At 66.2% G+C, this 23,456-nt stretch carries 21 protein-coding genes and 2 pseudogenes; 20 read left to right on the plus strand and 3 right to left on the minus strand.

Annotated features, from left to right (window positions below):
- The first annotated feature begins 406 nt into the window (after positions 1-406).
- From alr to ACZ5MJ_RS07165, 4 genes are all read left to right on the plus strand, one after another.
- Positions 407-1,528 (plus strand): alanine racemase, encoded by a 1,122-nt coding sequence (gene alr / locus ACZ5MJ_RS07150; RefSeq protein ID WP_464223138.1) that lies wholly within the window; start codon positions 407-409, stop codon positions 1,526-1,528.
- A gap of 107 nt (positions 1,529-1,635) precedes the next feature.
- A complete protein-coding gene (radA, locus tag ACZ5MJ_RS07155; protein ID WP_464223139.1) occupies positions 1,636-2,997 on the plus strand; it encodes a DNA repair protein RadA in 1,362 nt (453 codons plus the stop codon).
- A gap of 2 nt (positions 2,998-2,999) precedes the next feature.
- Entirely contained in the window at positions 3,000-3,563 is a 564-nt protein-coding gene (locus tag ACZ5MJ_RS07160; protein ID WP_464223140.1) for a GNAT family N-acetyltransferase, read from the plus strand.
- Positions 3,564-3,718: 155 nt separating this feature from the next.
- Positions 3,719-4,204 (plus strand): disulfide bond formation protein B, encoded by a 486-nt coding sequence (locus ACZ5MJ_RS07165; protein ID WP_432260064.1) that lies wholly within the window; start codon positions 3,719-3,721, stop codon positions 4,202-4,204.
- A gap of 181 nt (positions 4,205-4,385) precedes the next feature.
- Here the strand turns inward: ACZ5MJ_RS07165 and ACZ5MJ_RS07170 are convergent, their stop codons facing one another.
- Both ACZ5MJ_RS07170 and ACZ5MJ_RS07175 read right to left on the minus strand, forming a co-directional pair.
- Positions 4,386-4,796 (minus strand): hypothetical protein, encoded by a 411-nt coding sequence (locus tag ACZ5MJ_RS07170; protein WP_464223141.1) that lies wholly within the window; start codon positions 4,794-4,796, stop codon positions 4,386-4,388.
- Positions 4,797-4,841: 45 nt separating this feature from the next.
- Positions 4,842-5,228, minus strand: coding sequence for a hypothetical protein (locus ACZ5MJ_RS07175; RefSeq protein WP_464223142.1), 387 nt, complete (start codon positions 5,226-5,228; stop codon positions 4,842-4,844).
- Here ACZ5MJ_RS07175 and ACZ5MJ_RS07180 point away from each other — a divergent pair.
- The 6 genes and pseudogenes from ACZ5MJ_RS07180 to ACZ5MJ_RS07205 all read left to right on the plus strand — a co-directional run bounded on the left by ACZ5MJ_RS07180 (position 5,227) and on the right by ACZ5MJ_RS07205 (position 9,607).
- A complete protein-coding gene (locus ACZ5MJ_RS07180) occupies positions 5,227-5,607 on the plus strand; it encodes a hypothetical protein (RefSeq protein ID WP_464223143.1) in 381 nt (126 codons plus the stop codon). The genes ACZ5MJ_RS07175 and ACZ5MJ_RS07180 overlap by 2 nt on opposite strands.
- Positions 5,608-5,685: 78 nt before the next feature.
- Positions 5,686-6,711: pseudogene (locus ACZ5MJ_RS07185) on the plus strand (IS4 family transposase); the annotation flags it as partial.
- Positions 6,702-7,928, plus strand: coding sequence for an ISL3 family transposase (locus ACZ5MJ_RS07190; RefSeq protein ID WP_464223144.1), 1,227 nt, complete (start codon positions 6,702-6,704; stop codon positions 7,926-7,928). The pseudogene ACZ5MJ_RS07185 and the gene ACZ5MJ_RS07190, both read left to right, overlap by 10 nt.
- Positions 7,929-7,954: 26 nt before the next feature.
- Positions 7,955-8,335, plus strand: a pseudogene (locus ACZ5MJ_RS07195) (IS4 family transposase); the annotation flags it as partial.
- Positions 8,336-8,639: 304 nt separating this feature from the next.
- Complete coding sequence (locus ACZ5MJ_RS07200) at positions 8,640-9,062, plus strand: MarR family winged helix-turn-helix transcriptional regulator (protein ID WP_464223673.1); 423 nt, start codon at positions 8,640-8,642, stop codon at positions 9,060-9,062.
- A 50-nt stretch (positions 9,063-9,112) separates the two neighbouring features.
- Complete coding sequence (locus ACZ5MJ_RS07205; protein ID WP_464223146.1) at positions 9,113-9,607, plus strand: universal stress protein; 495 nt, start codon at positions 9,113-9,115, stop codon at positions 9,605-9,607.
- A gap of 10 nt (positions 9,608-9,617) precedes the next feature.
- On the opposite strand, the gene ACZ5MJ_RS07210 is transcribed toward ACZ5MJ_RS07205, so the two are convergent.
- Positions 9,618-11,552 (minus strand): ATP-binding cassette domain-containing protein, encoded by a 1,935-nt coding sequence (locus ACZ5MJ_RS07210; protein ID WP_464223147.1) that lies wholly within the window; start codon positions 11,550-11,552, stop codon positions 9,618-9,620.
- A 295-nt stretch (positions 11,553-11,847) separates the two neighbouring features.
- Here ACZ5MJ_RS07210 and ACZ5MJ_RS07215 point away from each other — a divergent pair, with 295 nt between their 5' ends.
- From ACZ5MJ_RS07215 to ACZ5MJ_RS07260, 10 genes are all read left to right on the plus strand, one after another.
- Positions 11,848-12,810 carry a MurR/RpiR family transcriptional regulator gene (locus ACZ5MJ_RS07215; RefSeq protein WP_464223148.1) on the plus strand — a complete coding sequence of 321 codons (963 nt, stop codon included), beginning with the start codon at positions 11,848-11,850 and terminating at the stop codon, positions 12,808-12,810.
- Positions 12,811-12,823: 13 nt separating this feature from the next.
- The gene (locus ACZ5MJ_RS07220; RefSeq protein ID WP_464223149.1) at positions 12,824-13,798 is read left to right on the plus strand and encodes an isoaspartyl peptidase/L-asparaginase family protein; all 975 of its coding nucleotides are present in this window, start codon (positions 12,824-12,826) and stop codon (positions 13,796-13,798) included.
- Between the two features lie 56 nt (positions 13,799-13,854).
- Complete coding sequence (locus ACZ5MJ_RS07225; RefSeq protein WP_464223674.1) at positions 13,855-15,738, plus strand: dipeptide ABC transporter ATP-binding protein; 1,884 nt, start codon at positions 13,855-13,857, stop codon at positions 15,736-15,738.
- Positions 15,739-15,776: 38 nt separating this feature from the next.
- Entirely contained in the window at positions 15,777-17,333 is a 1,557-nt protein-coding gene (gene gsiB / locus ACZ5MJ_RS07230) for a glutathione ABC transporter substrate-binding protein GsiB (protein WP_464223150.1), read from the plus strand.
- A gap of 159 nt (positions 17,334-17,492) precedes the next feature.
- A complete protein-coding gene (gsiC, locus tag ACZ5MJ_RS07235; protein WP_464223151.1) occupies positions 17,493-18,413 on the plus strand; it encodes a glutathione ABC transporter permease GsiC in 921 nt (306 codons plus the stop codon).
- Positions 18,414-18,420: 7 nt separating this feature from the next.
- Positions 18,421-19,335 carry a glutathione ABC transporter permease GsiD gene (gene gsiD, locus ACZ5MJ_RS07240; RefSeq protein ID WP_464223152.1) on the plus strand — a complete coding sequence of 305 codons (915 nt, stop codon included), beginning with the start codon at positions 18,421-18,423 and terminating at the stop codon, positions 19,333-19,335.
- Between the two features lie 16 nt (positions 19,336-19,351).
- Positions 19,352-20,398 carry a DmpA family aminopeptidase gene (locus tag ACZ5MJ_RS07245; RefSeq protein ID WP_464223153.1) on the plus strand — a complete coding sequence of 349 codons (1,047 nt, stop codon included), beginning with the start codon at positions 19,352-19,354 and terminating at the stop codon, positions 20,396-20,398.
- Complete coding sequence (locus ACZ5MJ_RS07250) at positions 20,398-21,216, plus strand: M55 family metallopeptidase (protein WP_464223154.1); 819 nt, start codon at positions 20,398-20,400, stop codon at positions 21,214-21,216. Before ACZ5MJ_RS07245 ends, ACZ5MJ_RS07250 begins: the two co-directional genes overlap by 1 nt.
- Before the next feature lie 86 nt (positions 21,217-21,302).
- Positions 21,303-22,067: a hypothetical protein gene (locus ACZ5MJ_RS07255; protein WP_464223155.1), complete on the plus strand. Its 765-nt coding sequence runs from the start codon at positions 21,303-21,305 to the stop codon at positions 22,065-22,067.
- Positions 22,068-22,130: 63 nt separating this feature from the next.
- On the plus strand, positions 22,131-23,201 hold the full coding sequence (locus ACZ5MJ_RS07260) for a M14 family metallopeptidase (RefSeq protein ID WP_464223156.1): 1,071 nt from the start codon (positions 22,131-22,133) through the stop codon (positions 23,199-23,201).
- Positions 23,202-23,456: the final 255 nt, after the last annotated feature.

Raw genomic sequence — 23,456 nt, forward strand, 5'->3', positions numbered from 1 at the left:
ATGCTTCGCTTTTAGAACATGGCCGAGCGTCCGGCTTTATATCACGAAAACATGACATTCCCGAACCCCGGCATGGGCTCTTTTTGACAGCAAATTGCCGTGCCGATTCCCCGATGACCTCCGGCAACAGCATCCGAATGTGTTCAAATAACGGCTGCGGCCGCCGCCGGTCGACCGGGTCTTCCCTGATCTGGTGCGCGGCCTGACCGATATATGGTGACTGGGAAACATGGGCGTGCCAATTGTGGGCATCCCGCATGCCAGTCGCCCCAACGTGCTGCGGCACACCGACAGGTGACGTTTGCGCCATCGACACTGAGACCGAGCCGTCCTGCCAGCGCCCGCGCCGGCCGCACATGCCGCCCGCGCTGCCTGCGTGCTCGTCTGCTTCCGAGATGTGACTCCCATGCCAAGACCCATCCAAGCCGTCATCCATCAACCCGCCCTGGCCAACAACCTTGACGTCATCCGCCGCAAGGCGCCGGATTCGCGCATCTGGGCGGTGGTCAAGGCCAACGCCTACGGCCACGGTATCCGCCGCGTCTTTGCTGCACTGCGGGGTACCGACGGCTTCGGCCTGCTGGACCTGAACGAGGCCGTGCTGCTGCGCGACCTCGGCTGGCAGGGCCCGATCCTGCTGCTGGAGGGCTTCTTCCAGCCGCAGGATGTCGCCGTGATTGAACAATACCGGCTGACCACCGCAGTCCATTGCGACGAGCAGCTGCGGATGTTGGAAAGCGCACGTCCCAAGGGGCCGCTGGCGATCCAACTCAAGCTCAACACCGGCATGAACCGGCTCGGCTTCCAGCCGGCGGCGTACCGCACCGCCTGGGAGCGCGCCCGCGCCATGCCCTGCGTGGGCAGCATTGTCCATATGACGCATTTTTCCGATGCGGATGGTGCCCGCGGCATCGCCCACCAGGTCGAGGCATTCGATGCCGCCACGGCCAACCTGCCGGGCGAGGCCAGCCTGTCGAATTCGGCCGCGGTGCTGTGGCATCCGCAGGCGCACCGCGCCTGGGTGCGTCCGGGCATCATCCTGTACGGCGCCTCGCCCACGGGCCGCGACGCCGATATCGCCGGCACCGGCCTGCAGCCCGCCATGTCGCTGCACAGCGAACTGATCTCGGTGCAGGACCTGCAGGCGGGCGATACCGTCGGATATGGCTCGTTGTTCACCGCCGAGCGGCCGATGCGCATCGGCGTGGTGGCCTGCGGCTATGCCGACGGCTACCCGCGCCATGCGTCGGGCTGGGGCGAGCAGCGCGCGCCGGTGCTGGTCGACGGCGTGCGTACCGAACTGGTGGGGCGTGTGTCGATGGACATGCTGTGCGTGGACCTGACCCCGTGCCCGAAGGCCAGGGTTGGCAGCGCGGTCACGCTGTGGGGCCAGGGCCTGCCTATCGACGAAGTGGCGCAGGCCAGCGGTACCGTCGGCTATGAACTGATGTGCGCGCTGGCGCCGCGCGTGCCGACCACGGTGGCGACCATCACCGCGTCGGACAGCGCCGCGCCGGCCGTGGCCTGATCCGAGCGGTTGGTGCGGGCACAGGCCCGCGCGGATTACCCTCTGCCATCATCTGCCGGCCGGGCCACTTCAGGGCCCGGCCCGTTTTTTCCTGCAAGGACATTCCGTTGGCCAAGACCAAGACTGTCTATACCTGTACCGAATGCGGCGGCACCACGCCGCGCTGGGCCGGCCAGTGCCCGCATTGCCAGCAGTGGAACACGCTGGTGGAGACGGTGGCCGAGTCCGCCGCGAACAAGCGCTTCCAGCCGCTGGCCGCATCGGCCACGGTGCGCAAGCTGTCGGAGATCGATGCCGCCGACGTGCCGCGCTTCTCCAGCGGTATCGACGAGTTCGACCGCGTGCTGGGCGGCGGCCTGGTGTCGGGTGGCGTGGTGCTGATCGGCGGCGATCCCGGTATCGGCAAGTCCACGCTGCTGCTGCAGGCGCTGGCCAACCTGGCCGGCCAGCGCCGCGTGCTCTATGTCAGCGGCGAAGAGTCCGGTGCGCAGATCGCACTGCGCGCGCAGCGCCTGGGCGTGGAAAGCCCGTCGCTGGGGCTGCTGGCCGAAATCCAGCTGGAGAAGATCCAGGCCACGCTGGAAGTGGAAAAGCCCGAAGTGGCGGTGATCGACTCGATCCAGACGCTGTACTCCGAGGCGCTGACCTCGGCGCCGGGGTCGGTGGCGCAGGTGCGCGAATGCGCGGCGCAGCTCACACGCATTGCCAAGAGCAGCGGCATCACCATCATCCTGGTCGGCCATGTGACCAAGGAAGGCAGCCTGGCGGGTCCGCGCGTGCTGGAGCATATCGTCGATACGGTGCTGTATTTCGAGGGCGATACCCATTCGTCGCACCGGCTGATCCGCGCCTTCAAGAACCGCTTCGGCGCGGTCAATGAGCTGGGCGTGTTTGCCATGACCGAACGGGGCCTGCGCGGCATCAGCAACCCGTCCGCGCTGTTCCTGTCGCAGCACGAAGAGACCGTGCCGGGCTCGTGCGTGCTGGTGACGCAGGAAGGCACGCGCCCGCTGCTGGTGGAGATCCAGGCGCTGGTCGATACCGCCCACGTGCCCAACCCGCGCCGGCTGGCGGTCGGGCTGGAGCAGAACCGGCTGGCGCTGCTGCTGGCGGTGCTGCACCGGCATGCGGGGATCGCCTGCTTTGACCAGGATGTGTTCCTGAATGCGGTGGGTGGCGTCAAGATCACTGAGCCGGCCGCCGACCTGGCGGTGCTGCTGTCGATCCACTCGTCGATGCGCAACAAGCCGCTGCCGCGCGGCCTGGTGGTGTTCGGCGAAGTCGGCCTGGCGGGCGAGATCCGCCCCAGCCCGCGCGGGCAGGAGCGCCTGAAGGAAGCCGCCAAGCTGGGCTTCACGCTGGCCGTGATCCCGAAGGCCAATGCGCCCAAGCAGAAGATCGACGGGCTCGAAGTGATCGCGGTGGAACGCATCGAGCAGGCCATCGACCGCGTGCGCCACCTGGACTGACCATGGGCGCAGGCATCGCCGTCGAAACGGAACGCCTGCGGCTGCGCCAGTGGCGCGAGGCGGACTATGCGCCGTTCGCCGCGCTCAATGCCGACGTGGGGGTGATGCGCTATTTCCCTGCGCCGCTGACGCGTGCTGAAAGCGACGCGGTGGCCGACCGCTGCCGCAGCCTGATCGCGGCAAAGGGCTGGGGCTTCTGGGTTGCCGAGCGCAAGGCCGACGGTGCTTTCCTCGGGTTTGTCGGACTGCACGAACCCGCTGCCGCACTGCCGTTCGCGCCGTGCGTGGAGATCGGCTGGCGCCTGGCGCGGCACGCCTGGGGTAGCGGCTATGCGACCGAGGCGGCACGTGGCGCGCTCGCCTATGGCTTCGGCCACCTGGGGCTGGACGAGATCGTGTCCTTCACGGCACTCGCCAATCTCCGCTCGCGGGCGGTCATGGAACGGCTCGGCATGCGTGAGGCTCGCGAGGGCTTCGAGCATCCCGCCTTGCCGCCGGGACATCCGTTGCGGCCCCATTGCCTGTATCGCCTGCCGCGCACGGCGTGGCAGGCATCCGGCGCCTGAGGCCCCTGCGTCAATCCGCCACAGGGCAGGGGGCTTGCGCTGCGTGTGGCGCCAACTGCAGGCGCTGCAAAATAGGTAATAATGCGCAGCAACGCCGCGCCATCCACTGACGGCACCCTGACGGCACCATTTGCCGGAACACCTGATCACCAACTATGCAAGCCAACTCCCGCGCCTATTTCCTGCTGATCGCCATCGTCTCCTTTGGCCTGGTCGGCGTTGCGCTCTACCTGCAGTTTGAAAAGGGCTACCAGCCTTGTCCGCTCTGCGTGATGCAGCGCTTTGCCTTTATCGGCATCGGCATCTTCTCGCTGCTGGCCGTGGTGGCGCAGAACACGCGCTCGCTGTGGCAGGGGCTGGGAATGCTGTCGGGCATCGCCGGCATTGCGGTGGCGGTCTACCATGTATCGCTGCTGCTCAATCCCAAGGCCAGCTGCGGCATCGACCCGCTGGAGAACTGGGTCAACGCGCTGCCGACGGCCAAGGTGCTGCCGCAGGTGTTCTATGCCGACGGCCTGTGCACCGCGCCGCTGCCGCCGGTGCTGGGGCTGTCGGTGCCGGTGTGGTCGCTGATCTGGCTGTTTGTCCTGACGCTGACGCTGGCGGTGGGCCTGATCCGGCGGGAGAAGAATTTCCGCTGAGGCTTGCGGGTATTCAATTGCGAACCGGCGCCATTGGCGCCGGTTTTTGTTTGCGGCTGCAGACGATGTTGATGCGTAAATCGAGCGCCGAGCGCAGCCTGCCGGATCTTCCGATTTGCACCAGCCCCCCATCCTTCCAATCGCGGGCGATTGGCGGATCGCAACAATGCGCGACCTGCGCTTACCGCGCCACGTTGAAGCCTGAATTCGCAACGTCGCTGCCCGCCACTGTGGGTTCTTTCAGGTGCAAGTATCCTCGACGAATCGCCATTTCGAAAAGTCTGGGCTCGTGCGCCAGTCTGCGCGCCAGTCTGCGCGCCAGTTCAGCGGCGGTGTGGATGCCGAAGAGCCATTTGAACTCATAAGCAAGCTGGCTGTCGGCGGCAACGCTCAGTTCCCACTCCGGGGGGATGTCCGTGACAGTCTCGATGGCTTCCCGCCACGCCTGCCAGGCAAGGGCGGCTCGCGGATCAGAATAGTTCCCATCGGGCGCGCGCATAACACCTTGCGCCGGATCGCCCGAGCATGTGGTGATGAACCAATGTTCGAACTTCCAACGGCGCAGGCTGAACCCTTCGTCCATGGCATTCATCGTGCGACCTCTCACGCATCACTCGTCCGGCGGATAACAGTCAGTTCATCCAGGCTCAAGCAGAGTAAAGGTTCGAGTGTTGTCACGCAGGATTAGCAGCGCCACCTGTTCTCCGGCCTTCGCTACCAGCGCTCGCAGTTCCTTGCCTGAGCGGGCTGCAACCTGTTGCCAGTCTGAATACGTGCAGCGCGAAAAAATACCGACATGCTGCTGCCGATCTGACCTGTCAGGTTCATCGCCTGGTAACTTGAATATATCACGACATGATATAAATTTAACTGCAAGGACGGACTCTGCCTGCTGCGGGAAACGGGTACTTGAGTTTGATTTCGGAAGGCTGAACCTGTCTGCGTTGGCGGGATTCATTGTGCTTTCTGGCATGTTGACCGGATACGGTGCCGCCACATTGCTTTGACTGTTGGAGGACACCATGGATCTTCATCTGCATTCGCACCACTTTGCGCGCAGGGCGCCGGACTGGTGCGCGGCCGCTTTTGCGGGCCTTGTCGCGGGGGGGCTTTTCCTGATACTGGAGGTGTCTGCGACCTGGATGATGGGAGCTAGCCCATGGGAGCCGTTGCGCATGACGGCGGCCATTCTCATGGGGCACGGTGTCGCATCACCGGCGACCACCATCGGCCCGGGCATCGCGCTGGTAGCGCTGGTGGTGCACTTTTCTCTGTCAGTGCTGTTTGGTCTGGTCCTGGCGGCCATCATGGCTATGTTCAGCTTTGACTCGAGTATCGGGATGGCCACGCTAGCCGCATTCCCTTATACACAAGTAGGACCGTCTCGGCAGCGGAGCATGTAGCCGGAGGCTGCGGAATTTCGAGGTAAGGGGTTGTTAACTTCGCCAGACTCGCGTTTACTCTTGGATTTTCGCGCAGCAATGAGCAACGAGTCGGGGGCATGGGTGGACGAGGAATTTGAGGGTCTGGATCTTGGTGATCCGCGGCGGGATCGGCGCGCCAAGGAATTGCTCAAGCGGTTTGCGGCCCTGCCCACGGCGAGCATCCCCGGTGCATGCGATGACTGGTCGCAAACCATTGGGGCATATCGGTTTCTCGGCAATGAGCAGATCGATTGGCGGGACGTGATGCAGCCGCATTGGGAGCGCACGGCGGACAGAGCCGCGCAGTTTCCGGTAGTGCTGTGCATCGCTGATTCGACCGAGTTGAACTTTAATGGCCAGGAGATGGAGGGGTTGGGGCCGCTGAGCTACGAAGCCCAGCGGGGCATGTTTTTGCATCCGACCTACGCGGTGACGCCTGACCGTGAACCGCTTGGGGTGATCGATGCCTGGATGTGGGCTCGGGAACCGAAGGACGCCGACGGCAACCGCGGCGGGATCAAGGAAAGCGTACGCTGGATTGAAGGGTATGAACGGGTGGCGGAGCAAGCCGCGCTATTGCCCAAGACACGGCTGGTGTATGTGACGGACCGCGAGGGTGATATTGCCGAGTTGATGGTGCGCGCCCAGGAACTCGGCCAGCCAGCCGACTGGTTGATCCGCAGCCAACACAACCGCAACCTTGCTGAGAGCGGCAAGTTGTGGGATAGCGTCGGCGCCAGCCCGGTGCTCGGGAAAATTACCTTTATCTTGCCAGGGCGTGCAGGGCAGAAGGCGCGCGAGGTCAAACAGGAGCTACGCGCAAAACGTGTGAAGCTGCCGGGTCTGGTCGGCGCGGAGCTCACCTGTGTAGAGGCCAGGGAGATCGGAGCGCCCGCAGGCGTCAAGCCAGTGGTTTGGCGGTTGTTGACGAACCGAGAAGCGCAGGACGCCGATGCTGTCATCGAACTCGTCGACTGGTACCGAGCCCGATGGGAGGTGGAGATGTTTTTGCCTCTTTTGAATTTCAAGTGGGTGGTATCGTGGCGGGTTTCAGGTAAAGAGCAACACGAGCGATGCATAGCAAACTGTTTGAAGCAGCCCTTGGCGTAAGCGATCCGTGGTTCGTCCGGGAGGTCGACTTCAACGCGCAAACCAAGACGTTGACGATCCAGATTGACTTTGTCGCCGGCAGCCGCTTTTCCCACCCGGAGATCGCCGGTGGGCACCCGGTTCACGACACGGTGACCAAACGCTATCGGCACCTGAACTTCTTCGAGCACGACTGCTATCTGGAAGTCCGCACGCCACGCGTGAAGCTTCCCGACGGCCGCGTGGCGTTGGTCGAGCCGGACTGGGCTGGCAAGCTCTCTGGCTTCACGTTGCTGTTTGAAGCCATGGTGGTGGCGCTTGCGCAGCAGATGCCGTTTTCTGCTGTGGCCAGAACGGTGGGGGAGTCGTGGCATCGCGTGTACGCTATCTGCGAGCGCTATGTCGACCTCGCGGTGGCCGAACTCGATCTGGCCGGCATGACCGCTGCCGCCGTTGACGAAACGTCCTACAGGCGCGGTCACAACTACCTGACGCTTGTCGCTGATGCCGACGCGCGTAACGTCGTGTTTGTGACCGAAGGCAAGGATGCTGCCACGGTTGGCAAGTTCGCTGAACATCTGCGCGAGCACAACGCTGCGCCTGAGCAGATCGGCGTGGTCAGTATCGATATGTCGCCGGCGTTCATCAAGGGCGTCAGCGAGCATTTGCCCAACGCGCGCATCACCTTCGACAAGTTCCATGTCGTGGCGCACGCTTCGGCAGCCGTGGACAAGACCCGGCGTATCGAACAGAAGACCGATCCAAGCCTCAAAGGCCTGCGCTGGACGCTGCTCAAGGATCGGGACGGCTTGCCAGCCGCACAGCGTGCCGATCTCGACGCGTTGATCGCCAACGTCACGACCAAACGCACCGCCCGTGCCTGGCTGTATCGCGAGCAGTTGCGCGACATCCTTGGGCGCAAGCAGATCAACGTTGTTTCCGCAATGCTCGAGCAGTGGTGCACCAACGTCATGCGATCCAAGGTCGAGCCAATGAAGGAGGTCGCGCGCATGATCCGCAAGCATTTCGACGGCATCGTTGCTTGGACCCAGACGCGCCAGACCAATGGCTTCCTGGAGGCGCTCAACGGCCTGTTCCAAGCCGCCAAGCGCAAGGCCCGCGGTTATGTGAGCTTCAAAACCATGCGCACCGTGATCTTCCTGATCGCCGGAAAGCTCGACTTTTCCTCGATCAACCCGCATGCCGCATAACCCACTCATTTTTCAAAAGAGCCATGTTTTTCCATGTCCTGAAGACCGGCTGCAAGGTCGAAGCGCTGCAGCTATCGCACATGGATCGTGTGGAGCGGGCCTTGGCGTTGTATATGGTGGTGGCGTGGCGCATTGCCCGCCTGATGCGACTGGGTAGAACTTGTCCGGATCTGGATGCGTCCTTATTCTTCGACGCCGACGAGATTCGGGGAGCATACGTGCTCGCCAAGAAGGCCCGCCCGAAGACACCGGTCACACTCAATCAGATGATTCGGTTGGTTGCTTCCCTGGGTGGGTTCCTTGGGCGGAAGAGCGACGGCGAGCCCGGCGCTAAGACGATCTGGATCGGCATGCAGCGAACCATGGACGCCGCGCTCACCATTCAAGCACTGCGGGAAGAGTCATGACTTGTGTATAAGCGAATGCGCTAGCCGGGGTCATCTTCGGTCTGGCCGTCTACTGGCTTGATTTCTACGGCATGACTCGGGTGTTCCCCTGGTTCGGCGATGCACGCGGCGCTGCCAGCCTCATGACACACCTCGTGTTCGGACTGGTGGCCGGCGTTACCTATATGAAGCTCGGAAACAAGCTGGGCAATCTGGTGCAACGCAAATCCACGCGATGACCTGGCCCGGCATCCCCCTTGCTGCTGCTCAGGACGCAGGTTTCGGGCCGATTGCAGGGCAACGCTTGACCAGCCAGGAGTCGCATATGCATCCTGCCAGGGGCGACGACGTAACGAAGCAAAACTTTGAAGCCTTGTCCGAGTTCCGCTATCAGCTACGCCGCTTCCTGCGATTCTCCGAAGTGGCAGCGCGCGCGGAGGGGATCACGCTCTTGCAGTATTTGCTGCTATTGCATATCAAGGGGTTCCCTGGCCGCGACTGGGCCACGATCGGTGAACTGGCGGAACGCTTGCAGGCCGCCCCAAATGGCGTCGTCGCACTGGTGTCGCGTTGTGAGGCTGCCGGCCTGGTCATCCGGCTGCAGAACGAGGCCGACCACCGTCAGGTTGAAGTGCATTTGAGCGAGCGGGGCGAACGATGCCTGGCGCGTCTGGCAGCGCTGCACAAGTCCGAACTCAAGTTGTTGGGTTCGGTCTTCAGCGTTGCGAAGCTGGCGAGGTCACCGTAGCTTGACTCTCGTGAGCCAAGGGCGCGCACCGATGACAGGCGAGGAGACAGATGATGGCCATTTTTTCGAGAATTCTGCTGTGCTACGACGGGACGCGGGAAGGACGCAGGGCACTGCTCTACGGCGCCGAGCTGGCGCGGGAACGCCAGGCGGAGACGCATCTGCTGGCGGTGCTCGACAATGCCTACTGGATCCGCGGCTTCGATGCCCTCGCGGCAGAAGCAGCATCGATAGAAGAACAATCCGCCCGTGAAATCCTGACCGAAGGCGTGAGCAAACTCCAGGCCTGCGGTGTGGCAGCAGTTGGGCACCTGGCGACCGGTAATGCGATTGACCGGATCTCTCAGGTGGCAACGCAGCTAAATGTGGATCTGATCGTGTTGGGGCATCGGCGGTGTGGATTGCTGGAGCGCTGGTGGGCAGGCCAGGGCCACGGCTTGCTGCTGGACAAGGTGCCATGCAGCGTTCTGGTTGCCATCGATCCAGGGGCGACGCAGGCTATGACGCGCGCGGCAGAGTCCACAGGCCCACAGACCGACGGCTGACGTCATCCCCTCACGCAATCTGCTCGATCTGCTCCTGCAGTTCCAGCCATTTCTCTTCCAGCGTCCCCAGCTCGCCGTTGACCTCGCCCTGGCGCTTGAGCATGTCCATCAGCTTCGCCTTGTTGGCCTCGGCATAGCTGCTTTCATCGGCCATGAACTGGTCGATCTCCTCCTTGGCGGTTTGCAGCACCGCCATGCGCTTTTCGACCTTCTCCAGTTCCTTGGTCAGCGGTTTGCGCAGCGCCGACAGCCGCTGGCGCTCGTCGGCTTCGGCGCGGCGCTGGTCCTTGCGGTTGACCGCAGCCGCGGCATCGCCGGCGCTCTCCGCCTGGTGCGCGGCGGTGGCGGCATTGCGCTTGGCCGCGGCCTGTTGCAGCAGCCAGTCGCGGTAGTCGTCCAGGTCGCCGTCGAAGGGCTTGATGGTGCCGTCGGCCACCAGCATGAACTGGTCGGCGGTGGCGCGCAGCAAATGCCGGTCGTGCGAGACCAGGATCAGCGTGCCTTCGAACTGCGCCAGCGCCATGGTCAGCGCCTCGCGGGTATCGAGGTCCAGGTGGTTGGTCGGTTCATCGAGCAGCAGCAGGTTGGGCTTCTGCCAGACGATCAGCGCCAGCGCCAGGCGGGCCTTTTCGCCGCCGGAGAAGGGCTCGATCGGCGCGGTGGCCATGTCGCCGCGGAAGTTGAAGCTGCCCAGGAAGTCGCGCAGCTCCTGCTCGCGCGTGTCGGGCGCCAGGCGTGCCAGGTGCTGCAGCGGCGAATCGTGGTCGCGCAGCGTTTCCAGCTGGTGCTGGGCGAAATAGCCGATCTGCAGGCCCTTGCCCAGGCGCAGCTTGCCCGTGAGCGGGTCCTGCGTGCCGGCCAGGGTCTTGACCAGGGTCGACTTGCCCTGGCCGTTGGCGCCCAGCAGGCCGATGCGCTGGCCGGTCTGGATCGACAGCGCCAGGTTGTGCAGGATGGTGACGGGCGGCTCGGCCTCGGCATAGCCGCAGTCCACGCCGTCGAGCACCATCATCGGATTGGGCGCGGCGTCGGGCTCGCGGAACTCGAAGGCGAAGCCGGCGGCCACGTGCACCGGCGCCAGACGCTCCATCTTCTCCAGCGCCTTGACCCGGCTCTGCGCCTGGCGCGCCTTGGTCGCCTTGGCCTTGAAGCGGGTGATGAACGACTCCAGGTGCGCGATCTCCTTCTGCTGGCGCACGTAGGCCGATTGCTGCTGCGCCATCTGCTGCAGCCGCAACGTCTCGAACAGCGTGTAGTTGCCGCCATAGCGGCGCAACTGCTGGTTCTCGATATGCACGGTGACGTTGCAGATCGCGTCGAGGAATTCGCGGTCGTGCGAAATCATCACCAGTGTGCCGGGATAGCGCGCCAGCCAGTCTTCCAGCCAGACGATGGCATCAAGGTCCAGGTGGTTGGTCGGTTCGTCGAGCAGCAGCAGGTCGGACGGGCACATCAGCGCCTGCGCCAGGTTCAGGCGCATGCGCCAGCCGCCCGAGAACGAGGCCACCGGCTGCGATACCTGCGCCAGCGTGAAGCCCAGGCCCAGCAGCAGGGCCTCGGCGCGCGCGGGAGCGGTGTAGCCGTCGGCGTCGGCATAGGCGGCGTGGGCTTCGCCCTCGGCGCTGCCGTCGCCGCTGGCCTGCGTGGCGGCGATGGCGGCTTCGATCTCGCGCAGGCGGGTGTCGCCATCGATCACATAGTCAACCGCGGTGCGGTTGACCGCGGGTGTTTCCTGCGCCACATGGGCGACGCGCCACTGCGCCGGCACGCTGACATCGCCCCCGTCCGGATGCAGCTCGCCGCGCAGCAGCGCGAACAGCGTCGACTTGCCGCTGCCGTTGGCGCCGACAAGGCCCACGCGCTCGCCCGGGTTGAGCGTCACGCTGGTGTGGTCGAACAGCACCTTGGTGCCGCGCTGGAGGACTAGCTGGTCGATTCGGATCACGAGAGGGGAAATGCCTGAGTGAAAAACAGAAAAAGCGCAGAGAAAGCGGGCAACCGCCGGGTCTGGTGCGCTGGCCGGCATTGTAGCGTTTCCGGTGCGGCGCACGCCGTCGCGGTGCAGGACGGCCCGGCAACCTGCACCGCCAATGTGCCTTCATGGCGCGCGTATTCAGGGATTACCCTTGGTCTCGCAAAACTCTATTTTCTTGTGCGCTCGTTACGTGTAAATTCATTTTCACGATAACGACCGCCATGACGACGGCCACGACACGGCGTCCTGGCCAACCGCTTTCACCATGCCTAAGGGCCATTCGATCTCAGACCGCATTGCGCGCAGCCTGCCGGCGCTGACGCCGGCGCACCGCCGCATGGCGGAATACGTGCTGGCCAACCTGTTCCGCGCCGCGACCATGCGCATCGACGAATTTGCCGCGGCGGTGGAGGTGTCGGTGGCCACGGCCAACCGCTTTGCGCGGGCGCTGGGGTTCGACGGCTATCCGCAGTTCCGGGCCGAGCTGGTGCGCGGCTTCGAGGCCACGCTGGCGCCGGTGGAGCGGCTGCGCAGCGAGCTGGAGCGGCCCGCAACCGTGGCCGAGGTCTTCGCGGCCTCGCTGGAAGATGCCGCGGCCAATGCCGAAGCCACGCTGCGCGGCATTGACCCGGACGCCTGCGAGCGCGCAGTCTCGGCGATCCTGGCGGCGCAGCGCGTGTACGTGGCCGGCTTCGGCGCCAGCGGTTTCCTGGCAGGCCTGCTGCAGCACGGGCTGGAAATGCATTGCCGCATGGTGACCTCGGTGGCAAGTGTCGGCGGCGCCTCGCATGCGGCGCGGCAGCTGTTCAAGCTGCAGCCGAACGACCTGCTGATCGTGATTGCCTTCCCGCGCTATGTGACGGACAGCATCGAACTGGCTGAACGCGTCAAGTCGCGCGGCGGCCAGGTACTGGCGCTGACCGACGGACCGACCTCGCCGCTGGCGCCGCTGGCCGATATCGCCTTGTATGCACAGGCCGGCAACCGCCTATCCGCCAACTCGGATGCCACCGTGCTGGCGCTGATCGAGGCGCTGTGCGGCGCGGTGGCGCACCGGGCCGAACGCCCGGTCAAGGCCGCCGCCGAAATGACCGAATTCCTGCTGCCATGGCTGTATGGCACCCCGGACGCCGAACCGGCCCGGCGGTCCGCGCCCGCGACCGTGCAGCCCACCGAAGTCAAGGCCGGCGCCGCGCGCGGCCGATCCACCAATACCCGGAAGTCCTGAGCCTCCTTACCTTATGCAATCAGCAGTCATTGCCATCCACGGCGGCGCCGGTACCATCACCCGCGCGGCGATGGATCCCACCCGCGAACGCGAATACATCGAAGCATTGCAGCGCGTGCTGCAAGCCGGCCAGCGCATCCTGGCCGAGGGCGGCAGCGCGCTCGACGCAGTCACCGAGGCCGTGCGCCTGCTGGAGGAATGCCCGCTGTTCAACGCCGGCAAGGGCGCTGTGCTGACCCATGCCGGCACCTATGAACTCGATGCCGCGGTGATGGACGGCGCCACGCGTGACGCCGGCGCGGTGGCCTGCGTCACGCGCCTGCGCAACCCGGTGCTGGCCGCGCGCGCGGTGCTGGACCACAGCGAGCATGTGCTCTTTGCCGGCGCCGGTGCCGAGGCTTTCGCGCAGGCACACGGGCTGGAACTGGTGGCGCCGGAGTACTACTTCACCCAGGCCCGCCACGACCAGTGGCAGCGCGCGCTCAGCAACGCCGGCATGGCGCTGCTGGACCACGACGCCGCCGCGCTGGCCGCGCAAGGCGAGATCCGGCTGGGCGACCCGATCGACCCCGACAACAAGTTCGGCACCGTTGGCGCAGTCGCCTGCGACAGCCGCGGCAACCTGGCCGCGGCCACCTCCACCGGCGGCGTGACCAACAAGCAGGTGGGCCGCGTGGGCGATACCCCGGTGATCGGCGCGGGCTGCTATGCGGACGACGTGGCGGCGGTGTCCGCCACCGGCACCGGCGAGATGTTTATCCGCACCGTGGCCGCGCACGACGTGGCCGCGCAGATGCGCTATGCGGGCCTGCCGCTCGAGGAAGCGGCGCGGCGCGTGGTGATGGAGAAGCTGCCCGCGATCAAGGGCCGCGGCGGCCTGATTGCGGTGGACCGCGCCGGCAACGTCACGCTGCCATTCAATACCGAAGGCATGTACCGCGGTTTTGCCCGGGTGGGCGAGGCCGTGAACGTATCGATCTACGGCTGAGCACCATCTCCCCGCATCACCCGGTATTACAAGGAGTTCCAGTGGCTACATCCCCTATGCAAGCCTCCCGGTCCGGCATCGTGCTGCCGCCGCAGCGGGTGGTATCGGTCGACGGGCTGACCGTGCGTTTTGCCACATCCGAGCGCACCGTCGAGGCCGTGCGCAACCTGTCCTTCCATGTCGACCGCGGCGAGACCCTGGCGGTGGTGGGCGAGTCGGGCTCGGGCAAGTCGGTGACGTCGCTGGCGCTGATGCGGCTGGTGGAGCATGGCGGCGGCAAGATCGTCTCCGGCAGCATGGCGCTGCGCCGGCGCGGCGGCGAGGTGATCGACCTGGCGCGCGCGGATAACGCCACGCTGCGCGGCGTGCGCGGCGCCGATGTGGCGATGATCTTCCAGGAGCCGATGACCTCGCTCAACCCGGTGTTCCCGGTGGGCGAGCAGATTGCGGAATCGATCCGCCTGCACCAGGGCAAGAACCGCGCGGCGGCGCGCGCCGAGGCGCTGCGCATGCTCGAACTGGTGCGCATTCCCGAAGCGCGCCGCGTGCTGGAGCGCTACCCGCACCAGCTTTCCGGCGGCATGCGCCAGCGCGTGATGATCGCCATGGCGCTGTCGTGCAAGCCGGCGCTGCTGATTGCCGACGAGCCCACCACGGCGCTGGACGTGACCATCCAGGCCGAGATCCTGCAACTGATCCGCGGCCTGCAGGCCGAGATGCATATGGGTGTGGTCTTCATCACCCACGACATGGGCGTGGTGGCCGAAGTGGCCGACCGCGTGCTGGTGATGTACCGCGGCGAGAAGGTGGAAGAGGGCACCTCGGACGATGTCTTCCGTGCCCCCGCGCACCCGTACACGCGCGCGCTGCTGTCGGCGGTGCCCCGCCTTGGCGCCATGAGCGGCACCGACCTGCCGGCCAAGTTCCCGCTGCTGCAGCTGGACAGCGCCAACGCCGAACCGGTCGCGCCGCAGGATACCGTGGCCCCGGGCGTTCCTCCCATCCTGCGTGTACAGGACCTGGTGACGCGCTTCGACGTGCCGGGTGGCCTGTTCGGCCGCGTGACGCGCCGCGTGCATGCGGTCGAGCAGGTCAGCTTCGACCTCTATCCCGGCGAGACACTGGCGCTGGTCGGCGAATCCGGCTGCGGCAAGTCCACCACGGGCCGCTCGCTGCTGCGCCTGGTGGAAAGCCAGAGCGGCACCATCGAGTTTGCCGGGCAGAACATCAGCAAGCTGGCAGGCCAGGCGCTGCAGACCCTGCGCCGCAATATCCAGTTCATCTTCCAGGACCCGTTCGCCTCGCTCGATCCGCGCGTGCCGGTGGGCTATTCGATCATGGAGCCGCTGCTGGTGCACAAGGTCGCCAGCGGCAAGGAGGCGGAGCAGCGCGTGGCCTGGCTGCTCGACAAGGTGGGGCTGGACCCGTCGCACGCGGCGCGCTATCCGCACGAGTTCTCCGGCGGCCAGCGCCAGCGCATCTGCATTGCGCGCGCGCTGGCGCTGAACCCCAAGGTGGTGGTGGCCGATGAGTCGGTCTCGGCGCTGGACGTGTCGATCCAGGCGCAGATCGTCAACCTGATGCTGGACCTGCAGCGCGAGCTGGGCATCGCCTTCCTGTTTATCTCGCACGACATGGCGGTGGTGGAGCGCGTGAGCCACCGCGTGGCGGTGATGTACCTGGGCCAGATCGTCGAGATCGGCCCGCGCCGCGCGATCTTCGAAAACCCGCAGCACCCGTACACCAGGAAGCTGATGTCGGCGGTGCCGATCGCCGATCCGGCGCGGCGCCACCTGCGGCGCGAGCCGCTCAATGACGAAATCCCCAGCCCGATCCGCGCGGTCGGCGATGAGCCGGTGGTGCAGCCGCTGGTGCCCGTCGCCGGCAGCGGGTCGCTCGGCCACTATGTCGCCCGGCACGCCGTCGGCGGCGCCTATTGATGTTCTGGAACTACAGCAGTTACCAAGGAGAATCGACGATGTCTGCACGTATGGTTTCGCCCCGAATGTTCGCTGGCGCGTTTGCCGCCGGCGCGCTGGGCATGCTGGTCTCGGCCCCGGCTTTTGCGGCCAAGGATGCCGTGATGGCCGTATATTCGACCTTCACCTCGCTCGATCCGTACGATGCGAACGACACGCTGTCGCAGGCCGTCGGCAAGACCTTCTACCAGGGCCTGTTCGGCATGGACAAGGACATGAAGCTGGTCAACGTGCTGGCGGAAAGCTATGAGGTCAGCAAGGACGGGCTGACGTACACGATCAAGCTGAAGAAGGGCGTGAAGTTCCACGACGGCACCACCTTTGACGCCGCCGCCGTCAAGGCCAACCTGGACCGCGTCACCAATCCGGCCAACAAGCTCAAGCGCTATACGCTGTTCAACCGTGTGGCCAGGACCGACGTGGTCGACGCCAATACCGTCAAGGTCACGCTGAAGGAGCCGTTCTCGCCATTCATCAATGTGCTGGCGCACCCGTCGGCGGTGATGATCTCGCCGGCCGCGCTGCAGAAGTACGGCAAGGACATTGCCTTCCACCCGGTGGGGACCGGCCCGTTCGAGTTTGTCGAATGGAAGCAGCCCGATCACCTGAAGGGCAAGAAATTCGCCGGCTTCTGGAAGACCGGCTACCCGAAGATCGACACCATCACCTGGAAGCCGGTGGTGGACAACAACACCCGCGCCGCGATCATGCAGACCGGCGAGGCCGACTTTGCCTTCAGCATCCCGTTCGAGCAGGCTGCGGTGCTGAAGAGCAGCCCGAAGGTGGAGCTGATCGCCGCGCCGTCGATCATCCAGCGCTACCTGTCCATGAACACCATGGTCAAGCCGTTCAACGACCCCAAGGTGCGCCAGGCCATCAACTACGCCATCAACAAGGACGCGCTTGCCAAGGTGGCCTTCTCCGGCTTCGCGGTGCCGTCCGAGGGCGTAGTGCCGCCGGGCGTGGACTATGCCGAGAAGCTGGGCCCGTGGCCGTATGACCCGGCCAAGGCGCGCGCGCTGCTGAAGGAAGCCGGCTACCCCAATGGCTTCGAGACCACGCTGTGGTCGGCCTATAACCACACCACGGCGCAGAAGGTGATCCAGTTCGTGCAGCAGCAGCTGCAGCAGGTGGGCATCAAGGCCTCGGTGCAGGCGCTTGAAGCCGGCCAGCGCGTCGAACGCGTGGAAAGCGTGCCCAAGCCCGAAGACGCTGGCGTGCGCATCTACTACGTGGGCTGGTCGTCGTCGACCGGTGAGTCGGACTGGGCGCTGCGCCCGCTGCTGGCTTCGGAATCGATGCCGCCCAAGCTGCTGAATACCGCGTACTACAAGAACGACCAGGTCGACGCCGATATCGCGGGCGCGCTGCGCACGACGGATCGTGGAGAAAAGGCGAAGCTGTACAAGGACGCTCAGGAACGCATCTGGAAGGATGCGCCGTGGGCCTTCCTGGTGACCGAGAAGGTGCTGTTTGCGCGCAGCAAGCGGCTGTCCGGTGCCTATGTGATGCCGGACGGGTCGTTCAATTTCGACGACATCGATATCAAGCAGTAATGGGGGGTGAGGTGAGGGACGGCGCATGCATTGGCCTGGCCCGATCTACGTTGTCCCATTCAACGAGCAGTAAGCAGTAAAGCAGTAAGCCGAGGTGGCCGCCTGCCCGCGTCGCGGGGTCGCAGGCGGGCGGCCTGCGGTCTTTCCTCATGGTGTGTGATGCTGAATTACTTCCTCAAACGTGTGCTGGGCGTGATCCCCACGCTGCTGATCGTGGCAGTGCTGGTGTTCCTGTTCGTCCACCTGCTGCCCGGCGATCCGGCGCGGCTGGCTGCGGGGCCTGAAGCTGACTCGGCCACGGTCGAACTGGTGCGCAAGGACCTGGGCCTGGACCGGCCGATGCACGAGCAGTTTGTCCACTTCTTTTCCAATGCGCTGCGCGGCGAGTTCGGCAATTCGCTGCGCACCAAGCGCCCGGTCAGCGAGGAGATCGGCGACCGCTTCATGCCCACGCTGCTGCTGACGGTGGCGTCGATGGTGTGGGCGGTGGTGTTCGGCATGGCCATCGGCATCGGCTCGGCGGTATGGCGCAACCGCTGGCCGGACCGTTTCGGCATGACGCTGGCGGTCTCGGGGATTTCCTTTCCCGCCTTTGCGCTGGGCATGCTGCTGATGGAGGTGTTCTCGGTGCAACTGGGCTGGCTGCCGTCGATCGGCGCGGACACCTGGAAGCACTACGTGTTGCCGTCGGTCACGCTGGGCGCCGCAGTGGCGGCGGTGATGGCGCGCTTTACCCGCGCCTCGTTCATCGAGGTGCTGCAGGAAGACTTTATCCGTACCGCCCGGGCCAAGGGCGTGCGCGAGACGCTGGTGGTGGTCAAGCACGGCCTGCGCAACGCCATGATCCCGGTGGTGACCATGATGGGGCTGCAGTTCGGCTTCCTGCTGGGTGGCTCGATCCTGGTGGAGAAGGTATTCAACTGGCCGGGCCTGGGGCGCCTGCTGGTCGATGCCGTCGAGATGCGCGACTACCCGGTGATCCAGGCCGAGGTGCTGCTGTTCTCGCTCGAATTCATCCTGATCAACCTGGTCGTGGACATGCTCTACACCGTGATCAACCCAACCATCCGCTACAAGTGAGGCCGGCATGACTGAGCTTTCCACGCCCACCGCAGCGCAAGCGGCAACCGCCACCGCCCCCGTGCCGGAGGCCGTGCGCACGCCCTGGACCGAGTTCTGGCGCAAATTCCGCAAGCAGCACCTGGCGCTGGGCGCCGGCGCATTCGTGCTGGTGCTGGTGGTGATTGCCATCGTCGCGCCGCATATCGTGCCCTACGACCCGGAGAACTTCTTCGACTACGACGCGCTCAACGCGGGCCCGTCGGCCGCGCACTGGATGGGCGTGGATTCGCTCGGGCGCGATATCTTCAGCCGCATCCTGGCCGGCACACGCATCTCGCTGGCCGCGGGCTTCCTGTCGGTGATCCTCGGCGCGGTGATCGGTACCGTGCTGGGCCTGCTGGCGGGCTACTACGAGGGCTGGTGGGACCGCATCGTGATGCGCATCTCCGACGTGCTCTTTGCCTTCCCCGGCATCCTGCTGGCGATCGGCATCGTGGCCATCCTGGGCAACGGCATGACCAATGTGATCTTTGCCGTGGCCATCTTCAGCATCCCCGCGTTCGCGCGGCTGGTGCGCGGCAATACGCTGATGCTCAAGCGGCTGACCTATGTGGAAGCCGCGCGCAGCATCGGCGCGTCGGACTGGACCATCCTGATGCGCCATATCCTGCCGGGCACGGTGTCGTCGATCGTGGTGTATTTCTCGATGCGTATCGGCACCTCGATCATCACCGCCGCAGGCCTGTCGTTCCTCGGGCTGGGCGCGCAGCCGCCGACGCCGGAATGGGGGGCGATGCTCAACGAAGCCCGCGCCGACATGGTGACCGCTCCGCACGTGGCGATCTTCCCGAGCCTGGCGATCTTCCTGACCGTGCTGGCCTTCAACCTGCTGGGCGACGGCCTGCGCGACGCGCTCGACCCCAAGATCGACCGCCGCTGAACCCGGGCCGCTGAACATGACCGCATCGACAACGGGCCTGCCGCGCGTCGGCAGCCTTCCGGCGGGGCCGCTGGACAGCATTGCCGACGTGGCCGGCGTGACCGTCGGCCACTGCACGCTGGCCGACGGCGCCGTGCAGACCGGCGTCACCGTGATCCGTCCGCACGCCGGTGATCCCTACCGCGACAAGGTGCCCGCCGCGGCCACCGTGCTGAACGGCTTCGGCAAGAGCATCGGGCTGGTGCAGGTGGACGAGCTGGGTGTGCTGGAAACGCCGGTGGCGCTGACTAATACCTTTTCGGTCGGTGCGGTAGCGCAGGCACAGATCCGCGCGGCGGTGGCGGCCAATCCGGAGATCGGCCGCGCGCTGCCCACGGTCAATCCGCTGGTGTTCGAATGCAATGACGGCTACCTGAACGATATCCAGCGCATGGCGGTGCAGAGCGCTCACTATGAGGCGGCGCTGGCCGGTGCCGGGCAGGACGTCGTGCAGGGCGCGGTCGGCGCCGGGCGCGGCATGTCGGCATTCGGCGTCAAGGGCGGCATCGGCTCCGCTTCGCGCCTGGCCGGCGGCTACTGCGTGGGTGCGCTGGTGCTGGCCAATTTCGGCACGCCGGAGTCGCTGACCGTGGCCGGCCGGCTGGTCGGCCCGGAGCTGGTGCGGCGGCTCGCGCAGCCCGACACCGTGGCGCAACCGGAAAAGGGCTCGATCATCATGATCCTCGCCACCGACGCCCCGCTGGACGCGCGCCAGCTGCGCCGGCTGTCGTTGCGCGCCGGCGCCGGGCTGGCGCGCACGGGCTCGGTGTTCGGGCATGGCTCGGGCGATATCGCACTCGCGTTCTCGACCGCGTATACCGTGCCGCACGACGCCGCCCGGCCGATGCCCGCCGTCGCCATGCTCCATGAAACCCGGCTCGACCCGATGTTCCGCGCCGCGGCCGACAGCGTCGAGCAAGCCATCCTGCATGCCCTGTGGCATGCCGCATCGGTGCCGGGCCGCGACGGCCACGGCCGGCGCGCACTCCTCGATGTGATGCCCGAACTGGGCCTGACCGCCTGATGAAGATCCTTGTTTCCACCGATATCGAAGGCGTGGCCGGCGTCTTCCACGCCGAACAGACGCGCCCCGGCAACGGCGAATACGAACGCGCCCGGGCCTGGATGACCGGCGAAGCCAATGCCGCGATTGAAGGAGCGTTTGCCGGCGGGGCCACCGAGGTGCTGGTCAATGACTCGCACGGCGGCTTCCGCAACCTGTTGCCCGACCAGCTCGATCCGCGCGCGCGGGTGGTGCTGGGCAAGCCGCGCTATCTCGGCATGATGGCCGGCGTCGAGGCGGGCGTCGACGGCGTGCTGATGATCGGCTACCACGGCCGCGCCCAGAGCCGCGGCGTGCTGGCGCACACCATCAACAGTGGCGCCTTTGCGCGGGTCTGGCTCAACGACACGGAACTCGGCGAGGCCGGGCTGTACGCCGCGCTGGCGGGCGAATTTGGCGCGCCGGTGCTGATGGCCAGCGGCGACGACGTCTTCGTGCAGGAGACCCGCGTGCTGATGCGGTGGGTGCGCTTTGTCGAAACCAAGTCGGCGGGCGGCTTCGGCAGCGGCACCTCGCTGTCGCCGGCGGCGGCGCGCGAGGCCATTGCCGCGGCGGCCGCAACCGCGGTGCGCGAACGCGCGCAGGCGCAATGCCTGCGCATCGGCGCGCCGGTGGCTTGCACCTTGCAGACACTGACACCCGCGCACGCCGACCTCTTCTGCCAGTGGCCGACGCTGGAGCGGTGCGACGGCGTCACGCTGTCTTTCCAGGCCGATTCGGTCCAGGCAGCGGTGCGCATGCTGAACTGCCTGTCGGCGATGTCGTTCATGCTGAAGTAGTCCCGGGGGCGGGGCGGATTGATGGGGCGATCGCGCGGATCGGCGACAATGGCGGGTCGAGCAATACCCAGGCAATACTGCAACGCATGACCCAGGCACACGACGGGGGCTGGATCCCCGTACGCAAGGACTTCGTCGACCTCGCCACGCGCTGCCATGCGCGGGGCGCGAGCCGCCGCCACCATGGCTTTCCCTCCGGGCAGGCCTATATCCTGCGCGACGCCGCGGGACACGAATATCCCTTTGGCGACGACTGCGCGCGTGCGGCGGTGCCGCATCCGGGCCTGCTGCTGCAGGTGCCGGACTATACCGAGCGCGATGTGGTGCCGCGCACGGCCTTGCCCGAGGTGCCGCCCCCGGCCCGCCGGCGCGATCCGGCCCAGGCGCAAGCCGCCGAGCGCGCCGCCGCGATCCGCTACCTGGTGTTGCGCATGGAGAAGGTGGCCGCAGTGCCGCGCGTGCAACCGACAGTGCGCTTCCCGGCGCTTGAGGGCGTCTACGAACAGTACCAGCGCACCGGCGACATCGGCATGGCGCAGGTACGCCGCATCCTGGCGATCGAGCGCAGCCCGTCCACGCCGCCGCGGCTGCGCGCGACCAACCTGCTGGATGTCTATACCGCGCATGTGAAGCTGGAGCGGCTGATCGCGGCATCCAACAGCGTGGACAACATCCGCTTCCTGCGCAGCCTGCACGACTGGCTGGCCCGTCACCTGGTGCTGACCGCCGGGCAGCTGGCCGCGGCCGGGATCGAGATGCATCCGCAGGCGTTTACGTCGTCCGGCATCTGGGGGCCTGACACAGAGCCGCCGCCGGCCTCGGCGGGATTCCAGTCGGGCTCGCTGTTCTAGTGGCGACTGGCGAGACCCGCGGATTTGGCGTCTAATGCCTGCATCGCATCCGCTGATGACGCCATGAGCCATTTCTCTCGCAGCTACGCCGAAGCCCGCAAGAAGTTCCTGGACGCCGCCCGCATGGCGGGCGCCGCCCTGGCGCAGTTCCCCCATCCCACCAAGCGCGGCAGTGCCGGCGAAGACCTGGCGATCGACGTGGCGCTGGCGGGCCCGGCTGAGGCGCGCCGCTGCATCATGGTGACCTCGGGCACGCATGGCGCCGAGGGCTTTGCCGGCTCCGGGGCGCAGGTGGCATTGCTGCACGACGCCGCGCTGCTTGCCGATTGCGCCGCCGCGGACACCGGCCTGCTGCTGGTGCATGCGATCAATCCTTACGGTTTTTCCCACCTGCGCCGGGTCAACGAGGACAACGTCGACCTGAACCGCAATTTCATGGATTTCACGCAGCCGTTGCCGGAGAACGCGGCCTATGCCGAGATCGCACCGCTGCTGCTGCCGCCGCAATGGCCGCCGTCCGACACCGACCAGGCGCAACTGATGAAGGCCGTGGCCGAGCGCGGCATGGCGTGGTACCAGGCGGCGGTCAGCCGCGGCCAGTACCAGGACCCGGTGGGCATGTTCTACGGCGGCGACAAGGCCACCTGGAGCAACTACACGCTATGCCGCATCCTGGCGCGCTTCGGCGCCGGGCGCGAGGCGCTGCGCTGGATCGACGTCCATACCGGCCTCGGGCCGTGGGGCTATGGCGAGCCCATCCACATGGGGCCGGACACGCCCGAGTCGATCACGCGCACGCGCGCGATCTGGGGCAAACGGGTGACCTCGATCTACGATGGCTCGTCGACCTCGCCCAACCTTACCGGCCTGGCCTGGCAAGCGGTGTCGCAGACGCTGCCCACGGTGGACTATGCCGGCATCGCGCTGGAGTTCGGCACGCTGCCGGTGGGCGAGGTGCTGGACGCGCTGCGCGGCGACCATTGGCTGCACCAGCACCCCGAAGCCGACGAGAACCAGCGCTCGCTGGTCCGCCACGCCATGTGGTGCGCCTTCTATGGCGATGCCGACGACTGGCGCGACGGCGTGGTGGCACAGGTGACCGACGCGGTGCGGGACACCATTGCCTCGGCCTAGGGTCCGCTCACAGACCCTGGCGGACGATTGGGCAAGCACTCAGGCAGCAAGCGCCGTCTGGTAATGTCTCGATGTTGGCGGTAGAGTGCCGAGCCAGGCACACTGCCGCCATGCCTTGGCCGGCATCGGCCGCAGCCGGGCAGCAGTCAGCATATAACCAGGAACAAGACGGAAGAGGTCGGGGCAGGCCAGGACACGCGGCCGCATGCACCGCCGCGACCCGGCGCACAACGCCGCTTCCGGCATCAGCTCGGC

The sequence above is a fragment of the Cupriavidus sp. LA-1 genome (assembly GCF_055385985.1).